A 17,919-nucleotide genomic window follows, 5' to 3' on the forward strand; every position below is an offset into this window, starting at 1 on the left:
GCAATGTTTATTGTAATTTTATAGTTTTAATATTTTGCTAATTTTTTGAAGTATTCTGGGAGTAAAATAAGATTCTGTTACTTAAAGAAAAATAGACTTTCAATCATTAAATTTCTATTGATGTAGTGCTTCGCATTTAGTTTGTGTGTTCAATAACTCAAGTTCAATTACATAATTTCTATGTTAAAGTCTTAGCAAATTCCTAAGCTAATTAAAGCTAAAAATATTATCTCTATTATTTTAATCTTTTGATATGAATAATAATTTATACAACATAGATTAGGTATTTAGTCAGATAATAAGAAAAATTATTTATATTTTATAAATAAGATTATGTTAGAATAACCATTGTAATAAATTAAAAGAAATTAAGGATTATAATGCGAGTGGTATTAACTGTTGGACGATATTTTAGACAAAGATTTGGACAGAAAGTGCGTAAGATTCCCATTTCATTGACAGGTTTTACTTGTCCAAATATTGATGGAAGTGTGGCAAAAGGTGGCTGTATTTATTGTAAAAATGAAAGTTTTTCGCCTTCTCTTGTTATGAAGAAAAAAGAAAATCAAGAAGCAAAAAATATTTTTACCGAATCATCATACGCCAAACAAGCGGATTCACATATTCAGGAATTAGAAATTATAGATTCCGTTCTTCCACAGAATACACAAGACAACAATGAAGAAACCACACACAATCAAATGAAAAGTGGAACAGCACAAAAGCTACCAAAAATCAAAATGAATTTTACACTTACCAATAATCCTCTACTTTCTCACCAATTGGGTGAATTAGAATCCCAATTTGCTTACCATTCTGCATTTCATAAAAAAAAATTTGGTATCACAAAATACATGGTATATTTTCAAAGTTTTACAAATACTTATGCACCATTTGATACACTTAAAGCCCTTTATACTCGTGCTCTAAGTTTGCCAGATGTCGTTGGTATGAGTATCGGGACACGTGTTGATTGCGTAGATTCTAAACTTCTTGATTTTTTAGGAGAATTTGTAAAAAATGGCAAAGAAATATGGCTTGAATACGGAATCCAATCAATTTATGAAGAAACGCTTAAGCTCACAAATCGTGGGCATACTATGGAAGGTGTTAAGGAGCTTTTTCAAGAAACGCGTAAAAGGGGCATCAAAGTATGTGCCCATTTAATTTATGGGTTGCCAAATGAGAGTATAGAAATGATGATACATTCATTACAAACTATTCTTGAATATGGTGTTGATTCTTTAAAAATTCATCCGCTTTATGTTGTTGAGGGAACAGCCCTCGCACGTTTATATAAAAAAGGTAAATATAAACCAATCTCACTTGAAGATTATGGTGAGGCAATCGCACAATCTCTTAAAATTATTCCCTCAAATATTATTGTGCAAAGGGTAAGTGCAGGTGCGCATGATTCTAGTCTTTTAGCACCAAAATGGTGTTTTGATAAAAATATTCAAATGCGATATTTACGCGAACGATTAAGAAAAGAAGGGGTTGAATATTAAATTCAATTTCCAAAAATAATCAGAAAATAATATTTTATACAAAAATATTAATAATACAAGGAAATTGCTACAAGTTCGAATTGGACTCTTTTTTGCTAGAATCTCAATAATAAATATTTCATACAAAAGGATTTCTATGAAATTAGAGGATAATTGGAAATTACTTAAGACATGTATTATTGTTGCCAATCTCATGTTTGCAACAGCACTATTTGCAAATAATCCTTTTATGATTAATACAAATCAACGGGATTTTCAAGCACAACAAAAAAATAAAGGTAAAAAACATCTCACAACTGAAAATATTCAGTTACCAAGCAATGCCCGTGAGTTGAAGAGTGTTTCGCTCACTTTTCAGAATCTTGATGGCACAACTGAAACCCGTGAATTGAAGGTTGATAAAACAATCGATTGGCATTATCCAATCAAAATCACACAGCAAGAGGCGATACGCAATATTTCTAAACGTTATTTTAGTTTAAATGATTTTGAGTTTCTTATGGAGGGTACAACAATCGTTATTAGCTCACCAAAACATAGAATCATAAGGCACTTCCTCCTTGCTTCGCCGACAACTATTATTGTTGATTTTAGTCGCGATGGTGGAAATGTATATGATGGGAAAGTAGGTACAGGAGAGCAGTATTTCTCTGAAGTAAGTGTGAATGCAAGAAAAGATTTTTATCGTGTAACAATTACACTTGATGGAATCTATAAATATAAACTTAAAAGTGGTAAAAATAATACACACACCATTACCCTAGAATAAAATTTGAATTTCATAGAATCTAAAATCTACTAATTAAATAGAGATTCTATAAGCAAAATTATGGATTCTTCAGTCTTGCTTCATAACGATACTTTTTTCTCTGTAATTTCACATTGTTTTTGTGTAATATTTCTTTGTGTCCTTTATTAATATGTTTATTTAACATACTTTTTTCTTGTGAAGTAGTAAATTTTATGTATCATATATTTATAATTGAAAAAATAGTAAATTAATAAATATTTAAAACAAAATTTTATAATTTACAAAAATTAATTAACATTACTATGATATAATCCATATCTTATTTTTTATTTTAAGGAAGTATCTAAATGAGAAAGTCTTTGCTTCATTTGTGTGTTTTTTTAATTAGTGCAAATATTGTTTGTGGTTCATTTGTATTTGGAGCAAACAAAAAAAATAGTGGTTTGGGATATGGTAGTGGCAATGCTTTTGTGGGTGCAGAAGTTGGTGTTGGCACATGGAATAGTATCAGTGTTGGTGTAATAGCTGGTTATCAGCATTATTTTAAAAGTTCATGGCAATTTGCAAATATGCGACATGGTGTGCGTGGATATGGTGCATTAGGATGGGGTTTAAGTTGGGGTAGTGCTAATAGTTTGCTTATACGTGTTGGTGCTGATTGGACAATTGATTTTAACCCACAAAGTAAAAATGTATGGGGTGCATTCGCAGGGCTATCTCTTGGGTCATATGGCGTATTCTCCAATCCAAGCATTTTTTTACTTGGATGGGGTGCGAATATTGGTGGTTCATTTGAAATCAATAGAACACATCGTTTTGAAATTTTGCTCGGAGGTGGATATCATTTTTTATCTGCTCGTTATTTATTTAAATTTTAAAATATACAATTATTTTAATGATATTTATACAAAATAGTAATTTATCAAGATTTTAGTATAGAGTAATGATTAATAATCTTATATTATTGTTATTATAAATATACAATAAACAAATATCTTTGATTTTACGCTAATTGCTTTATGTGTTCTAGACTATAAACTTTTGATTTAAATCCATAATAAAAATTTTTATTTTTATTTCTATATCCCTAAAGTCTTTTATTATTTTTATTCGTAAAAACCTTAGTTGTCATAAGTGATTGAAAAGCCATATAATTGAAATTTTTTAAGCAAATTGTGGAAATGATTTTTCTAAATAGTTTGTCTGGTTTAGGGAATTTCATAAAGCCTTAAGGAATTATTAGATATAATAAAAATTTTTAAGGAGATTACAAAATATTATGGGGAATCTATTAGATAATACAACTATTAAAGAAGTTCGCATTGATGATTCTATAAAAGAAAGTTATCTTGATTATTCTATGAGTGTCATTGTTGGTCGTGCATTACCAAATGCTAGAGATGGTTTGAAACCTGTACATCGCAGGATTCTCTATGCTATGGATAATCTTAATCTCTCACATACTGCAAAATATAAAAAAAGTGCGAGAATTGTTGGGGATGTTATAGGTAAATATCACCCGCATGGTGATACTGCTGTATATGATGCACTTGTGCGTATGGCACAAGATTTTTCTATGCGACTGATGCTTGTTGATGGACAAGGGAATTTTGGTTCTGTTGATGGGGATAGAGCTGCCGCTATGCGTTATACTGAAGCAAGAATGACTCATGCTAGCGAAGAAATGTTGCGTGATATTAAGAAAGAAACTATTGATTTTGTGCCAAATTATGATGAAAGTGAAAAAGAACCAAGTGTCTTACCCACACGCATTCCTAATCTCCTTGTGAATGGATCAAGTGGGATAGCTGTTGGTATGGCTACTTCTATCCCACCGCATAGAATTGATGAAATTATTGATGCACTTTTATATCGCATCGATAATCCAAGATGTGATATTGGTGAGATTTTAGAATTAGTTGAAGGTCCAGATTTTCCAACAGGTGGTATTATCTTTGGTAAGCAAGGTATTGTCGAAGCATATACCACAGGACGTGGAAGAATAAAAGTCCGTGCGAAAGTGCATATAGAACAAACTAAAACAAAAGAAAATATTGTTGTTGATGAAATTCCTTACCAAGTTAATAAAGCACGTTTAATTGAACAAATTGATACACTTGGAAAAAATAAAATTATTGATGGAATCTCTGATATTCGTGATGAATCTGATAAGGAAGGAATGCGCATTGTTATTGAACTTAAACGAGAGACAATGCATGAGGTAGTATTAAATCATCTTTATAAATCAAGTGCAATGGAGCAAACTTTCGGTATTATACTTCTTGCGATTGATAATAATGAACCAAAGATTTTTACACTTTTAGAACTACTTGATGTTTTTATCTCACACCGAAAAACAATCGTTATTCGTCGCACTATTTTTGAACTCTCTGAAGCAAGGGCAAGACTGCATATTCTAGAGGGGTATCGTATTGCCCTTGAGCATATTGATGAGATTATAGCACTTATTCGACAAAGTAGTGATGGCGAAGTTGCAAAAGCCTCACTGATGTCGAATTATAATCTTTCGGAGCTACAAAGTCAGGCTATTCTCAATATGCGTTTGCAACGTTTGACGGGATTGGAGATTGATAAGGTGGAGAATGAATATCAAGGGTTGTTGCCAATCATTGAGAATCTCGAGTCTATTTTGCAACATGAAGAGAAATTAAATAGCGTAATCAAAGAGGAGCTTGAGGAAGTAAAGAAAATCTTTACAACTCCGCGCAGAACAACCATAGAAGAAAATTACGATGCAATTGACATGGAGGATTTAATCCCCAATGAACAAGTTGTTGTAACAATGAGTCATCGAGGATATGTCAAACGCGTTTTACTGAAAACTTATGAGAAGCAAAATCGCGGTGGTAAAGGAAAAATTAGTGGTAATACACATGATGATGATTTTATCCAGTCATTTTTTGTGGCAAATACACATGATACGATTATGTTTATTACAAACAAAGGGCAACTCTATTGGCTTAAAGTATATAGAATCCCAGAAACAGGTAGAACAGCTATAGGTAAAGCTGTTGTAAACCTCATTAATCTTCAAGAGAACGAGAAAATTATGACGACAATTACTACAAGTGATTTTGATAATAATAAATCTCTTGTATTTTTTACGAAAAAGGGTATTGTAAAACGCACCAATTTAAGCGAATATAAAAATATTCGGAATGTTGGGGTTCGTGCTATTAACCTCGATGACGATGATGAATTGATTAGTGCAAGTATTATAGATTCTCAAGTGCGTGAGCTTTTTATTGCAACGCGAGAAGGGCAATGTATTCGTTTTGGGGCAGATTCTATCCGTGATATTGGGAGAGCTGCACGCGGTGTAATTGGGATTAAATTTAAAATGTCAAATGATAGTGTTATTGCTGGAACCACAATTAGCAAAGATGAAGATAAGCTTTTGAGCATCAGTGAGTTAGGAATTGGAAAGCAAACAATCGCTGGAAGTTATAGTATCATCAAACGAGGTGGAAAAGGTGTTATCGCAATGAAACTTACCAATAAAACAGGTAAGCTAGTAAGTGTATTAAGCGTGAATGATTCTAATATGGATCTTATGGTGTTAACAACTTCAGGAAAAATGATACGAGTACCTTTAGATTCTATTCGTGAAGCGGGACGCAACACAAGTGGTGTAAAGATTGTAAGTCTTGGTGATAAAGATAGGGTTGCATTTGCAGGTATTTGTAGTAAAGAAGAAAAAGAAGATGGTATATTTGAGGAAAAAGAGTAAATTTATAATTACTTGCTTTACTGGTTTTTATACTAAAATTACCGATCAATAAATCTTTAATTTCTCTTTTGTTATTTTTTATAATTTTAGAAAATCTTTAGTTATCTTTAGATTTGTAACTTCAAAAATAAAATGCATAATTAAGAAGCATAATGATGAGGATTGGTATTATGATATTTATCTAGGTATTTTTATATATACACATTGACAATTTTCTTGCACGATAACTTTACATAAAAATGAAGATAATAAATTAATAATATCAATAATATATAATATAAAGCCACTAAAAACCAAAAAATGCAAATATAAACCACAATAAATATAAAAAATGTTTGATTTTTTGCCTCTATTCAATTGCTCTTAAGAAAGTTTTATAAAATTATAATATTAATTATATTTTATTTCAGTATTTTATGTTGAGGCTTTATATATTGTGTTCATTCTTCTCCAATTTACAAATTTCGTATGCTTTTATTCATTGATTGTATTGCAAATTAGTGTTGCTGGGTTCTTATAATGGTCCCAGCAACTTTTACTTTTCTGATCTATTTTTTATAATTTCATATTATCTATTTTGATTTGGCCAATACCGAACAGCTCTAATGTCATATTGATTTACAATATCAAAAAAATGTTGTTGTATAAGATCATATCCTCTAACTTCATTTTTAGAGTATTTTACCATTCTTTCAACCTCATCACCAAGATTAATTGGTTCTCCATTTATTTTTTGTGCAGTGATTTTTACACTTCTCTTATGCGAATTTGGATCAAACAACTTTGCATATTCATTTACGATTTTTACAAAATTTTTCTTAAGGTTATCGTTAAGATATGGGCTTTGATTGATGAAAGTAATACTTGCTGCTCTACTAGCCTCGATACTTGAATAGTAACCGGCGGTAATTTCTTTCTTTTCCTCTTCGCGTGCTTTTCTTTCTTTTTTAGAAAGTGGTATATTCTCATTAAAGTCTAAGAAATCATGTGCATAAAGTCCGAAAGTAGATTCAGCAAGTTTTTTAGTTCGGAGGTATAATCTTGCTTCGCGTAAGTCAATATTATAGTTTTTTAACCATACAATAAATTCATCGACTACTCCTTGTGTTGCTTCTTGATACTCTTCGCGTAATTCGTCATAGTCTTTCTCATAAAATTCTCGCACTTTTTTCATTTCCGCCCTATTTTTCATCAATGAATTATGCAGAGAAGTTTTATCTTGTGTAATTCCTCTAGAATCGTTACATATTTTGTGATTATCGCAACCACAAGAGTGCCTTGTATCTGAATACTTATTTGTTTGTGTGATATGTTGTAAGTCATTTTCAAGATTCTCGTGTTCCGTGTAAAGTTCTTTCATTTCATTATCGCGTTTATCACGCAACTGTTGTAACTTTACTCTATACACAGAATCCATATTGTTTATTTTCTCATTATAATGATAGGCTTTGGCAAGTAACTCTTGAAGAATGCTAAACATGGTTTTATATCGAAAATTTCGCGATTGCAACAAAGTATCACTATCGAATTCTAAGGTGGCGACATCTGATGCAACAAAACATTTTTCATTTGTTACAATTTCACGATTTATAAGGTCAGAATCATTCTGACAAGTAATATTTTTAGGGATAAATTCTGCGTACTGTACTTGTCTTTTAAAATCTGTTTGCACATTGGCAGAAATCTTTTGAGTATATTTAAAATCTGAAACTTCTAGCTCAAACTGTGCATTTTTAATTGTTGCATGCACAAATGGCAATACAATATCTCTAAATTGACATTTTGCTTGCGTATCATCTCCAAAACACCTGTATTCAATGCCTAAATCCTGCATACTCTTTAAACTACTTTCTGCGATATCTAAAGCTCTTGTTTTACCAAAACTCACTCCAGAAGAAATTGCACAAATGACACCAAACATCAACATCTTTTTTAACATATGTTCAATCCTTTCATATTTTTAGACTCATTAAAAATAAAATACTTAATCATATTGTTTTTTCTATTAATTTTCTATTAATTTTTAATAAAATAAAATATTTTTTTATATTTTCTTAAATATTTAGAATATATTATGGTTTTTTAAGGCTATTTTTAGCTAATAAATATTTTAATATATTGAAACAACTCATGTTTGCTTTTCTGTCCATACTAAAGTATTTGAGTTTTATAGAAGTGCCAAAGACTTGGTTATTAGAAACAATTCTGTTTATTTTTATAAATACTACAATAATAAATGTTTCTCTAAAGCTTTATAATAATTTTAATATCATGGTTATTTGGTAGTTTCTTTGCAATTATTATGTTAGAATCTTAATAAGTTTGCGAGATTTTATTACAAAGATTTTCTGTGCTTTTTTATCACAATACTTTAGCTATTCCTTGCCAGTATGTTAGAGGACTTTCATTTTTGGAAGTTCTTATCTGTCTCATCATTTTATCAATTTTTGCTATTTTTATGATAAAACCTTATTCACAAGAAATCATTGCAATCGAAGCGGCAAGCACACATGTCCAAATGCTTCAAAAACAGCTAAATGAAATTTCTTATCAAGCATTTTTGCAAAAACAAAAAATTAATATTGGGACAATTAATGCACTTTTACAAAATGCACAAACAAATAATAATCTTTTCACTTTTACTTTGCGTGGGGATGACTTTACATTGCGTATCAAAAGCAAACAATTAAAACTGAATCTACGCGAAAATTCAAATGGTTCTTATACCATTGCATGTAATCCCAGCAACGAACTTTGTCGTAAAATATATCACAGAAAACACAAAAAATGAAAGATTAAAACTCTTCTAGTAGTCTTTTAGTAAGATTAATAAATATGATTTTTCAATCAAAATTAATATAAATTATTTCTTAAATTGTATTAGCAATAATCAACAAAAAATTTTGTTGTAATACATTTAGCTTATATTGAGAGTTAGTAAATAATCTTATTTGCTCTCATTATTTGTTCTAGCACAACTAAGAATACTAAAAAAACTTGAACCACTTCCACTAAAAAAAACCTTGTTATATTGTTTTGCAAGTGTTGTTTGAATATGTTGTAATCCATGATAAAGATTGCATGCTGGTAGATATAAATCATTTAATTCCTCAATAGAATACTTCTCTAAAATATCTTGTGAATCAAGACTAAGACAAATCTCCTTTATGGTATCATAATTTGAAGTCATTATGTTTTGTGATGATATAGGTGTATGGGAATCAACATTTTTAGATTCTAAGCGGTTGATTTCTTTTGTAATATATTGTTCATTGCGAGAACTTTGCATTTTTTCTTCCTCACGAGAATCAATACATGTTCTATATCCTATACTTTTTTGTGTATTTGTTTGTAACTTGTCAAATTCCCTATAAACTTCTCTTGTATCACATGCAATATTATTGCAATGAATGCGAAAATGCACAATATCTTCATAAAATGGTTCTATAATTTCTCCTGTGCCAGAAACATTTGCACTTAAAAAAGCAAGTTTATTTTTATTATCTTTGGTTTCATTTTTGAGTTGGAGACAATCCGCAGAATGAAATTGACGAAAAAATGAGTTGATATTGTATTCTTCCACTAAGTTCTGAATCTTTTTTCTGTATTCATATTCATTGATTGAGATTTGTTGCTGAAAAAATGGTGAGATATTGTCATATCCTTGAGAATATACAATAAGAAAAAATGGGACATCACTTCCAAGTTCTTTTGCAAGTTGTAATAATATTGAAGAATTATAAAAAAATCCACATATTTGATTTAATACAAGCAGAGTAATTGCAGCATTTGCACTCCCACCACCAAGCCCACTCCCAACCGGAATCTTTTTATTGACAATAATAACCAAAGATTGTTGCTTACTTTGTGTATTTTTTCCCTCTTTTTTTGCATAAGATTGTAATGCTACATAGGCTTTATAAATCAAATTGGATTCCAAAGCACAATTAAATTGTCCCACTAAATAAAATTTTTTATGCTTATTTTGCGATATTTTATTTATTTCATCTATATTGCTGTTACTCGACAAAATATTATGTATGTAAGATTGTGTATCATCAAAACAAACAAAAGCCATTTCATCGTATAAATCACCCAGTGCAAGAAAAAACCTTGAAGTTAATGGATGAAGATTTCCAGATTTTTGGTGAATTTTAAGAAAAATATTAAGCTTTGGATAAGCACGAAGAAGCGATATTGTATAATCTTGCATAGAATCAATAACCTATTTTTGCTTACCTTGTTCTTTTTTAAAGGCATCTTTAGCATTAATTTCTTTTGAATACTTACTTTTTAAATGCACTCCTAATGCATCTAGAATATCTTTGCCAATAGCATCACCTGTTGCTTTTGCGTTTTCACTTTTTACTGCCTCTGTAAGCTCTGCACGTAAAATTAAAGTTTTTGGCGGTGCTTCAAAGCCAAGCTTTACGCTTCCTTTATCAACACTCACAACTTTTACAATAATATCATTTCCAATCACAACACTTTCTTCTTGCTTTCTGGACAAAATTAACATTTATCAATCCTATTTAAAATATATTTTACTTTACCATTTCGTGCTATTTCAAGGATACTAAAATGCCCTCCAAAATCAGCCAAAAAAGTTCGAGTATCGTGCAAATTACTATATTTCCTTAGAATATCTTGCGAATCTTTTTCATTCTCTTTGGTATGAGATTCCCCTTTTATTTGTTCCTTATCCTTTCTTCTTAAAGGTTTTTCAAAGAGATAAGAACAGATTTGAGAATCTAAAGTAATTTTTGCACCGTTAAAAGATTCTTTTGCATATTTTAAAAGGCTAATTGTATCATATTTTAGTGTATTTTGCATGTCTATTACAATAAGTTTTGTTTTTTGTGCCTTATTCTTATAAAGAAAATCAAGTTCAAGAATTGTATTTGGACGCAATAGAGTAATATTGTGTTGCATAGATTGTGTTTGATACTTTTCTTGTAAAGAAAGTATGTTTATCTTATGAGAATCCTTTCTGTTAAAGGGTTTATTTTGAAAATTGTGCTGTATTCTATTATGTTCAATATTTATAAGCATATCATGATAGTTTAAAGAACCCTCGCTTATTCGTTCTAAATCGCATAAGCCCCCTTTTACACCAAGCCCCTTTGCAATCAACTCTCCGATGCTACGCACATACCCACCTTCACTTACACACACTTCAAAACTTAGGAATGGGTGATTGTATGCAAGAAGATTGAGAGAATAAACCTCCATTGTAATAATTGGAAGCTCAAAGTTAATTTGTGTTCGTGCTAATTCATAGGCTCGTTTGCCATTAATATGTTTTGCACTAAATTTTGGTGGAGTGTAAGAAATAGTCCCATGTAAGGATTCCAGAATTTGCTCTATTTCTTCTAATTTTACCTTTCTCACTTCTTTTATATCAATAATATTTTCTGTATCAAGGCTAGCACTTTCTAAGCCCAAATGGAGTGTTGCCCTATATGTTTTATAATCTTTTTGAATATGCCTTAAAAGTTTTGTGTAAGAATTTACCCCAAGTATAAGTTGCCCTCTTGCAAATGGATCAAGTGTGCCTGAAAAACCAATTTTTGTAATCTGAAATCCCTGTTTTTTTAGTGCTGATTTAATCGCATTGGTAAAATTAAGACTTGACATATTTGGAATCTTATAGGCAAGAGCTAAGAAGTTTGGTTGAAATTTATTTTGCAAGAAAATAACCTTGATTTTTGAATTGAATATAACGATATTTTACTATAGATTAGTTATAATTCATATTTGATATTTTAGATTCTAAGGAGTTTGTGTTGGAAATTCAAGGAAACGAACTCATTTTGCAAGAAGGTAGTTTAATTACTTCTAAAACTGACTTGCGTGGTTATATCACTTATGCAAACTTTGATTTTATACAATTTAGTGGTTATGACGAAGAAGAATTAATAGGCAAAAATCATAATATAATCCGCCACCCAATTATGCCAAAAATTATTTTTAAAGTTTTGTGGGATACTATACAAGGTGGCAAAGAAATCAATGCTTTTGTTATCAATCGCAACAAAGAAAATTATGATTATTGGGTGTATGCGAATGTTACACCATCGTTTAATAAAGATGGAAGCATTATAGGTTATTACTCTGTGCGAAGAAAACCAAATCCAAAAGCTATCCCAGTTGTTAAGGGAGTTTATGCTAAACTCTTGCAAGCAGAAAACGATGCACATTCACAAGGAAAAAACCCTATGGTAGCAAGTGGGGAACTCCTTAACAAAACCCTACAAGATATTAATATGAATCATCAATTATTTTTTATTACATTGCAAAAAAATGGTTCATTATAAAATAAAAAATATTTGGTTTATGAAAAGAGTTTAAAAAACAACACTTAATATAAAGATTTTTTGATTTTATTTTATAGAAGGAATATATATGATATTTGTTGATGCATGTTTACGAAAAAAAACGCCCTATACACCAATATGGATGATGAGACAAGCAGGTAGATATTTAACTGAATATAGAAATACTCGTTTAAAAGCAAAAAATTTTCTTGATTTATGCCAACAAGTTCCTTTAGCCACAGAAGTTACTCTACAACCAATTGAGATTCTTGATGTTGATGCGGCAATACTCTTTAGTGATATTTTAGTAGTCCCTTATGAAATGGGGTTGGAGCTTGAATTTAAAGAAAATTTTGGACCAAAATTCTTACAAACTATTCAGGGAAAAGATTCTCTTCTTACATTAAGAGAAAATGCCTATAAACGACTAGAGTATGTTTATGATTGTGTATCTTCAGTGCGTAAGAAACTCTCAAAAGATAAAGCACTGATTGGTTTTAGCGGTGCACCTTGGACGCTTGCAACCTACATGATTGAGGGTTGTGGCTCAAAAAGCTATGAAAAAAGCAAAAAAATGCTTTATAGTGACAAGCACACAATGCACACTCTTTTAGAAAAAATAAGTAGTGAAATTAAGCAATATTTAGCTATGCAGATAAAGGCGGGAGCAGATGCCGTTATGCTTTTTGATTCTTGGGCAAATGCACTTGAAGCAACAAAATATTTGGAATTTGGCTGGAAATATTTACAAGATATTACGAGTTATTTAAAAACAGAATATGGAGAGATTCCAATTATTATTTTTCCGCGTGGTGTTGGTGCATTTTTAGAATCTTTAGAAGGTAAATTTGATGTCTTAGGGATTGATTGGCAGATCAGCATGAAAGAAGCAAAACGCAAAGTTGGTTCAAAATTTGTTTTACAAGGAAATCTTGAACCAGCACGACTATATGATTACAATGAAATGGAGCAGGGTGTAAAAGAGATTGTGGAAGTTATGCAAAATAGGGGACATATTTTCAATCTTGGACATGGAATGATTAAAGATTTACCGCGTGTAAATGCTATTCAATTAGTAAAACTTGTGCGTGAAATATCAAGTAAATACGCCTAAATATTTATAATAATATTGCATTTTATAAAATACAAGAAAGATATTATGGAAGCAAATAAACAAAACAACAAAGCTATACAACAAAGAGATTTTTTTTATCAATCTTTTCATAACAAACAGCCTCTATTTGTTTTGAGTAGTCAACGTTCTAAAAATATTTTTTACAATAATTTTTCAAAAAATATTTCATTTTATAGGAATATTTTGCAGTCATATCCTGACTTTCTTCATCTTTGTGAATGCCAAGACACACGCTCACTGAATATGGATTTACAAGAACGCTATTTTAAAATATTTAAAAATCCTGATTTTAACACTGCTACACAAAATTCTCATGAAAATATTAATTCATTTTTACCTCAAGCTTTTACAATCTCTGAATTTTTCTCTCAAATGACATATTCATTATATATTCTTGTGCCACAAAAATTTCGTAGTTTTTTTATGAGCCAAGCTTTGAAAATTGTGAAAGAAAATGACAAAAATAAGTTTTATGATAAACAAAATTTCTTACATAAGAATTTGGAATCTGAAGATTCTCAGAAGATGTATTCTCATAAGAGTTTTCTCTCATTTCTTGAGACTTCTAATATTTTGCTTGATTTTTATGATGAATTACGCGAACATAAGATTCCAATTACAAAAGAAAAGCTTTGGGATTTTTGCAAATATGACACTTATGATGATTATTCTTTGCAGCTTGAAATTCTTGCAGAAATTTATGGACAATATCAAGAAATTTTACAAGCAAATAATCTCTGTGATGCCATTTATAGCAATACCATTGCAAAAAATTATGAAATTTCTACACATTTGATAGAATCTTTTTGTGCCATTCATATTGATCTTGAGGGATTTATCTCATTTTTAGATTATGAGAAAATAGAGGCTGTCGCACAAATTACACCACTCTTTTTGCATTTTACAACAGATTCATATAATCTTACAAATTTTAAATTTCTACAAAAAAAGTTAGAGCCACATAAACAATATATTTATTGTGTGCATAGTAAGAAACTTTTATCACAAGAAATTCCAAAGATTCACTTAAGCTCCATACAACTTTATAAAACAAGCAAGGTTTTCAATCAAGCCAATCTCGCATTAGCAAAAGCATATCAATGGCAAAAAGAGATTTTGCAAGGAGCAAATGAAAATGACTTTGCTATTATTTTGCCAAATGAAAATTTTTATAGTCATCTTCTTACACTTGATACAATTTTTAAAAATAATAAAGATGGTAATCTTACCTTAGATTCAAAGAAATTTTTTAATTTTGCGATGGGGATAAGTATTGATAGCTTAAAAGAATATAGTCTTTTAGAGAATCTCTATAAAAAATTCATACAACAACAAGTTTTTAATGTAGAAGAAATAATTCAATATATGCAAAAACATATACATCTTGATTCTATATCTCAGGCAAAAAAAAATACAACAAGAGATTCTAATCAAAATTTTAATCTATTAAATAATATAGGAATAACACAAACAAATCTTGTGCAGCATATCAATAATTATTTTGGAACTTTAGCCCATCTTTTTGAGCAAGATTCTTGTGAGATTACACCTTTAAATCTTGAAACTTATGGTTTGGATATTTTAGAAAAGCTTTTACATCTTTTATTTTGTTTTGATAAAAATATTCTTGTTTATGGAATCGATATATTATCCAATCTTAAGTTTCTTACCCAAAAACAATTTTTATACACACAATCTCTGAATTTTCAGAATCTTTTTATGTTATTTATGCGAGATTTTTCCCAATTAAGCGTTGATGATGTGGGTGGTGGAAAAATCCGCGTTATGGGTACACTTGAAGCTCGCAATCTTCTTTTTAAAGAAGTGTTAATCTTAGATTTTACGGATGATTTTATTCCCAATATTTCCTATAATGATATTTTTTTAAATTCAAATATTCGTTCCATATTTCTTATGCCAACGCGTCAAGATAAAGAAAATCTTTATAAACATCACTACTATAATATTTTACGAAATACAGAAACTACACATATTTGTTTTGTAGTAAATGATGAAAAGATTCCATCAAATATGCTTTTAGAATTACATTGTGATATTGAAGATGCCTTGAATATCGATGATATATATGTTTATTATGATTATTCTAAAATTTTTGAACAACATACAAATCAAATAACACCAGAAGAATTCCCAAAATTTGATTGTAGTGGTAACAATAAAATAAGTTTTAGTGCAACTTCATTCAATGTTTATCAATATTGTACGCGAAGATTTTATTATCAATACATAGAGAATCTTCAAGAAGAAATAAAAAATACTATACCACTCAATATTGGTAATATCATACATGCTATGTTATATGAATCTTATAAAGATTTTGTCCAAACAAATGAATTTTTAAAAAAAGAAGACATAGATTGTGTTGAGCAAAGATTCAACACTTTATTTCAAACAATTTCCACATCTTTTTTGAAAAAAATAAAATGGACAAGCGAACAAGAGATTCCTATTCATGCAGATCTTTTCTCAAGAGAAAAAAATCTTATTTTGAATATGCAGACCTATATTGATTTAGATAATATGGTAAATGTCAATATGCCAATTTATTTTGCATGTGAAAAAATGCGTGTAACAGATAATAGAATCAAGATTCTTGGACTTGAATATAATATTAATATAGCTGTTGAGAATCTTGGTTTTGATACACATGACAATCTCAAGCGTAAAAAATGTAAGGGTTTTATTGATAGAATTGATATAGTGAATGACGAGATTATTATTTATGATTATAAAACGGGCAGTAAACCTAATAAAGAAGATTTGCAAATGCCTTTTTATGCTCTATGTTCGCAACATTTAGATATTTTGCAAGATTACAAAACTTATAATAAACAATATATATATATCCTCTTAAAAGAACTAAAAGACATTGCATTATCAAATGACATAATAAACCATGATAATATTTCTCAAAATATGCACAAAGTTTTTGCAATGAAAAAAGAAGATGAGATACAAAATGGGCAAGAGAAAATTCATGAAATTTTTACTACATTTGGACAAGCAAATATCATGACAGATGATATAAGAAAGTGTGATTCTTGCCCATATACAATTTTATGTGGTCGAGAATAATACTCTAAAATTCAAAGAAGTCAATGAAAAATATTTTTTAATATGAAAAGCAGAATTTTTCTTTTAAAAGAAGTATTTAAATTACAATAAGAGATTCGCAGATATTTTGTGGAGTGCTTATAATTTGGTCCAAAAAGTAAGTTTATATGGGATATGATTTTAAGGAGATTATATGAGGATTGCGATTATCCGTTTATCTGCACTAGGAGATATTATTATTGCCTCAAGTATGCTTGCTGGGTTAAAGTCGCTTGGTGATTATCACATTGAATGGTTTGTTGATGAGAGATTTGAGGGAATTTTAGAATCTTCTCCTTGCATCAATAAGATCCATAGTTTGCCTTTTAAAAAACTTTTAAAAGGTGTGGGTGGGATTTTAGAAATCCGACAATATTGCAAAAACTGCGGCGATTATGATATTGTGATTGATATGCAGGGACTAATGAAATCCGCATTGGTTGGAAAATGTCTCAATTCAAATGTGTTTGTTGGATTTTCAAAAAAAAGTGCAAGGGAGAAATGGGCAAGTTATTTTTATACCCACAAAGTAGAGATTCCTTATGATGAAAATATTTTACAACGTAATTTTAAAGTTTTGTTTGATTATTTTACAAAAGATACAAACTCAAATATAAATAGAAACAAGATATTAAATATGAAAAATCAGAGCTTAGGAATCAATTTTCATTTGCTTCATGATGATATTATCAAACAATTCAAAAAAGATTCTGTGAATATAAATTTACAAGATTCTGATAATACAACGAAATCATACAAATTTCTTTTTGTGCTTGAAGCATCTATACAAGAGAAAGTCTATCCAATTGAGAAATATGCAATTTTAGCCCATTCTTTACAAACTTTCTTACAACAATGCGAATTCTATTTAATATGGCATGATGACGAAGAAAATGCCAACAAACTCTATAATCTTTTAAGAAAAGATTCTCTCAAAGTACATAAATTACCAAAACTCAATTTTAACTCACTAAAATTTTGTATCACACAAATGGATTGTGTGTTTGGAGGTGATACGGGTGTTACACACTTGGCATGGGCTATGGGGGTAAGTTGTATCACTTTATATGGTAATTTAGATTCTACAAATGGGAAAAATATGCGCAATACTAAACTTGAACGCGTTTTACTTGGCAATCCCTATGTTGTTTCTAAAAGTAATAAGTTTGAAATAGCAAGTATTAATCCGCGTGAGATTTTTGAAAAATTTAAATATGAAATCTATGAAAATACTTCGCATGGGTAGACTTCAATTATTGTTTATTCAATAAATTGACCTCTCATTATTATAAAGACCAATGATAGAGAATCTAAAAACTTTTTCTCAAAGATGTTTAAAATAT

Annotated in this window: 13 protein-coding genes; 9 read left to right on the forward strand and 4 right to left on the reverse strand. The window is 29.8% G+C overall.

The annotated features are described in order from the left end of the window. Positions 1 to 380: 380 nt before the first annotated feature. The 4 genes from CQA53_RS05415 to gyrA all read left to right on the forward strand — a co-directional run bounded on the left by CQA53_RS05415 (position 381) and on the right by gyrA (position 6,010). Positions 381 to 1,508: a TIGR01212 family radical SAM protein gene (locus CQA53_RS05415; protein WP_245945704.1), complete on the forward strand. Its 1,128-nt coding sequence runs from the start codon at positions 381 to 383 to the stop codon at positions 1,506 to 1,508. 136 nt (positions 1,509 to 1,644) lie between these two features. Beyond that, positions 1,645 to 2,277, forward strand: a complete 633-nt coding sequence (locus tag CQA53_RS05420) for an AMIN domain-containing protein (RefSeq protein WP_245945705.1) — start codon at positions 1,645 to 1,647, stop codon at positions 2,275 to 2,277. A gap of 329 nt (positions 2,278 to 2,606) precedes the next feature. Beyond that, positions 2,607 to 3,137: a hypothetical protein gene (locus tag CQA53_RS05425; RefSeq protein WP_115543005.1), complete on the forward strand. Its 531-nt coding sequence runs from the start codon at positions 2,607 to 2,609 to the stop codon at positions 3,135 to 3,137. A gap of 401 nt (positions 3,138 to 3,538) precedes the next feature. Then, on the forward strand, positions 3,539 to 6,010 hold the full coding sequence (gene gyrA / locus CQA53_RS05430; protein ID WP_115543006.1) for a DNA gyrase subunit A: 2,472 nt from the start codon (positions 3,539 to 3,541) through the stop codon (positions 6,008 to 6,010). A 568-nt stretch (positions 6,011 to 6,578) separates the two neighbouring features. Here gyrA and CQA53_RS05435 read toward each other — a convergent pair. Then, positions 6,579 to 7,949 (reverse strand): hypothetical protein, encoded by a 1,371-nt coding sequence (locus tag CQA53_RS05435; RefSeq protein WP_115543007.1) that lies wholly within the window; start codon positions 7,947 to 7,949, stop codon positions 6,579 to 6,581. A gap of 411 nt (positions 7,950 to 8,360) precedes the next feature. Here CQA53_RS05435 and CQA53_RS05440 point away from each other — a divergent pair, with 411 nt between their 5' ends. After that, complete coding sequence (locus CQA53_RS05440; RefSeq protein WP_115543008.1) at positions 8,361 to 8,801, forward strand: hypothetical protein; 441 nt, start codon at positions 8,361 to 8,363, stop codon at positions 8,799 to 8,801. A gap of 156 nt (positions 8,802 to 8,957) precedes the next feature. Here CQA53_RS05440 and CQA53_RS05445 read toward each other — a convergent pair whose 3' ends face one another. From CQA53_RS05445 to CQA53_RS05455, 3 genes are read right to left on the reverse strand one after another with little or no spacing between them, the layout of a single operon-like run. Then, on the reverse strand, positions 8,958 to 10,223 hold the full coding sequence (locus CQA53_RS05445) for a GHMP family kinase ATP-binding protein (RefSeq protein ID WP_115543009.1): 1,266 nt from the start codon (positions 10,221 to 10,223) through the stop codon (positions 8,958 to 8,960). A 12-nt stretch (positions 10,224 to 10,235) separates the two neighbouring features. Continuing rightward, positions 10,236 to 10,529, reverse strand: a complete 294-nt coding sequence (gene csrA / locus CQA53_RS05450; protein WP_115543010.1) for a carbon storage regulator CsrA — start codon at positions 10,527 to 10,529, stop codon at positions 10,236 to 10,238. After that, positions 10,523 to 11,701 (reverse strand): pseudouridine synthase family protein, encoded by a 1,179-nt coding sequence (locus CQA53_RS05455; protein ID WP_245945706.1) that lies wholly within the window; start codon positions 11,699 to 11,701, stop codon positions 10,523 to 10,525. The genes csrA and CQA53_RS05455 overlap by 7 nt, the downstream gene beginning before the upstream one ends. Before the next feature lie 92 nt (positions 11,702 to 11,793). Here CQA53_RS05455 and CQA53_RS05460 point away from each other — a divergent pair, with 92 nt between their 5' ends. The 4 genes from CQA53_RS05460 (at position 11,794) to waaC (ending at position 17,822) form a co-directional block, all read left to right on the forward strand. After that, the gene (locus CQA53_RS05460; RefSeq protein ID WP_115543011.1) at positions 11,794 to 12,327 is read left to right on the forward strand and encodes a PAS domain-containing protein; all 534 of its coding nucleotides are present in this window, start codon (positions 11,794 to 11,796) and stop codon (positions 12,325 to 12,327) included. A gap of 88 nt (positions 12,328 to 12,415) precedes the next feature. Continuing rightward, a complete protein-coding gene (gene hemE / locus CQA53_RS05465) occupies positions 12,416 to 13,441 on the forward strand; it encodes a uroporphyrinogen decarboxylase (RefSeq protein ID WP_115543012.1) in 1,026 nt (341 codons plus the stop codon). A gap of 45 nt (positions 13,442 to 13,486) precedes the next feature. Continuing rightward, positions 13,487 to 16,558 carry a PD-(D/E)XK nuclease family protein gene (locus CQA53_RS05470; protein WP_115543013.1) on the forward strand — a complete coding sequence of 1,024 codons (3,072 nt, stop codon included), beginning with the start codon at positions 13,487 to 13,489 and terminating at the stop codon, positions 16,556 to 16,558. Positions 16,559 to 16,730: 172 nt separating this feature from the next. Beyond that, on the forward strand, positions 16,731 to 17,822 hold the full coding sequence (gene waaC, locus CQA53_RS05475; RefSeq protein WP_115543014.1) for a lipopolysaccharide heptosyltransferase I: 1,092 nt from the start codon (positions 16,731 to 16,733) through the stop codon (positions 17,820 to 17,822). Positions 17,823 to 17,919: the final 97 nt, after the last annotated feature.

This window comes from Helicobacter didelphidarum, assembly GCF_003364195.1.
Lineage (GTDB): Bacteria > Campylobacterota > Campylobacteria > Campylobacterales > Helicobacteraceae > Helicobacter_A > Helicobacter_A didelphidarum.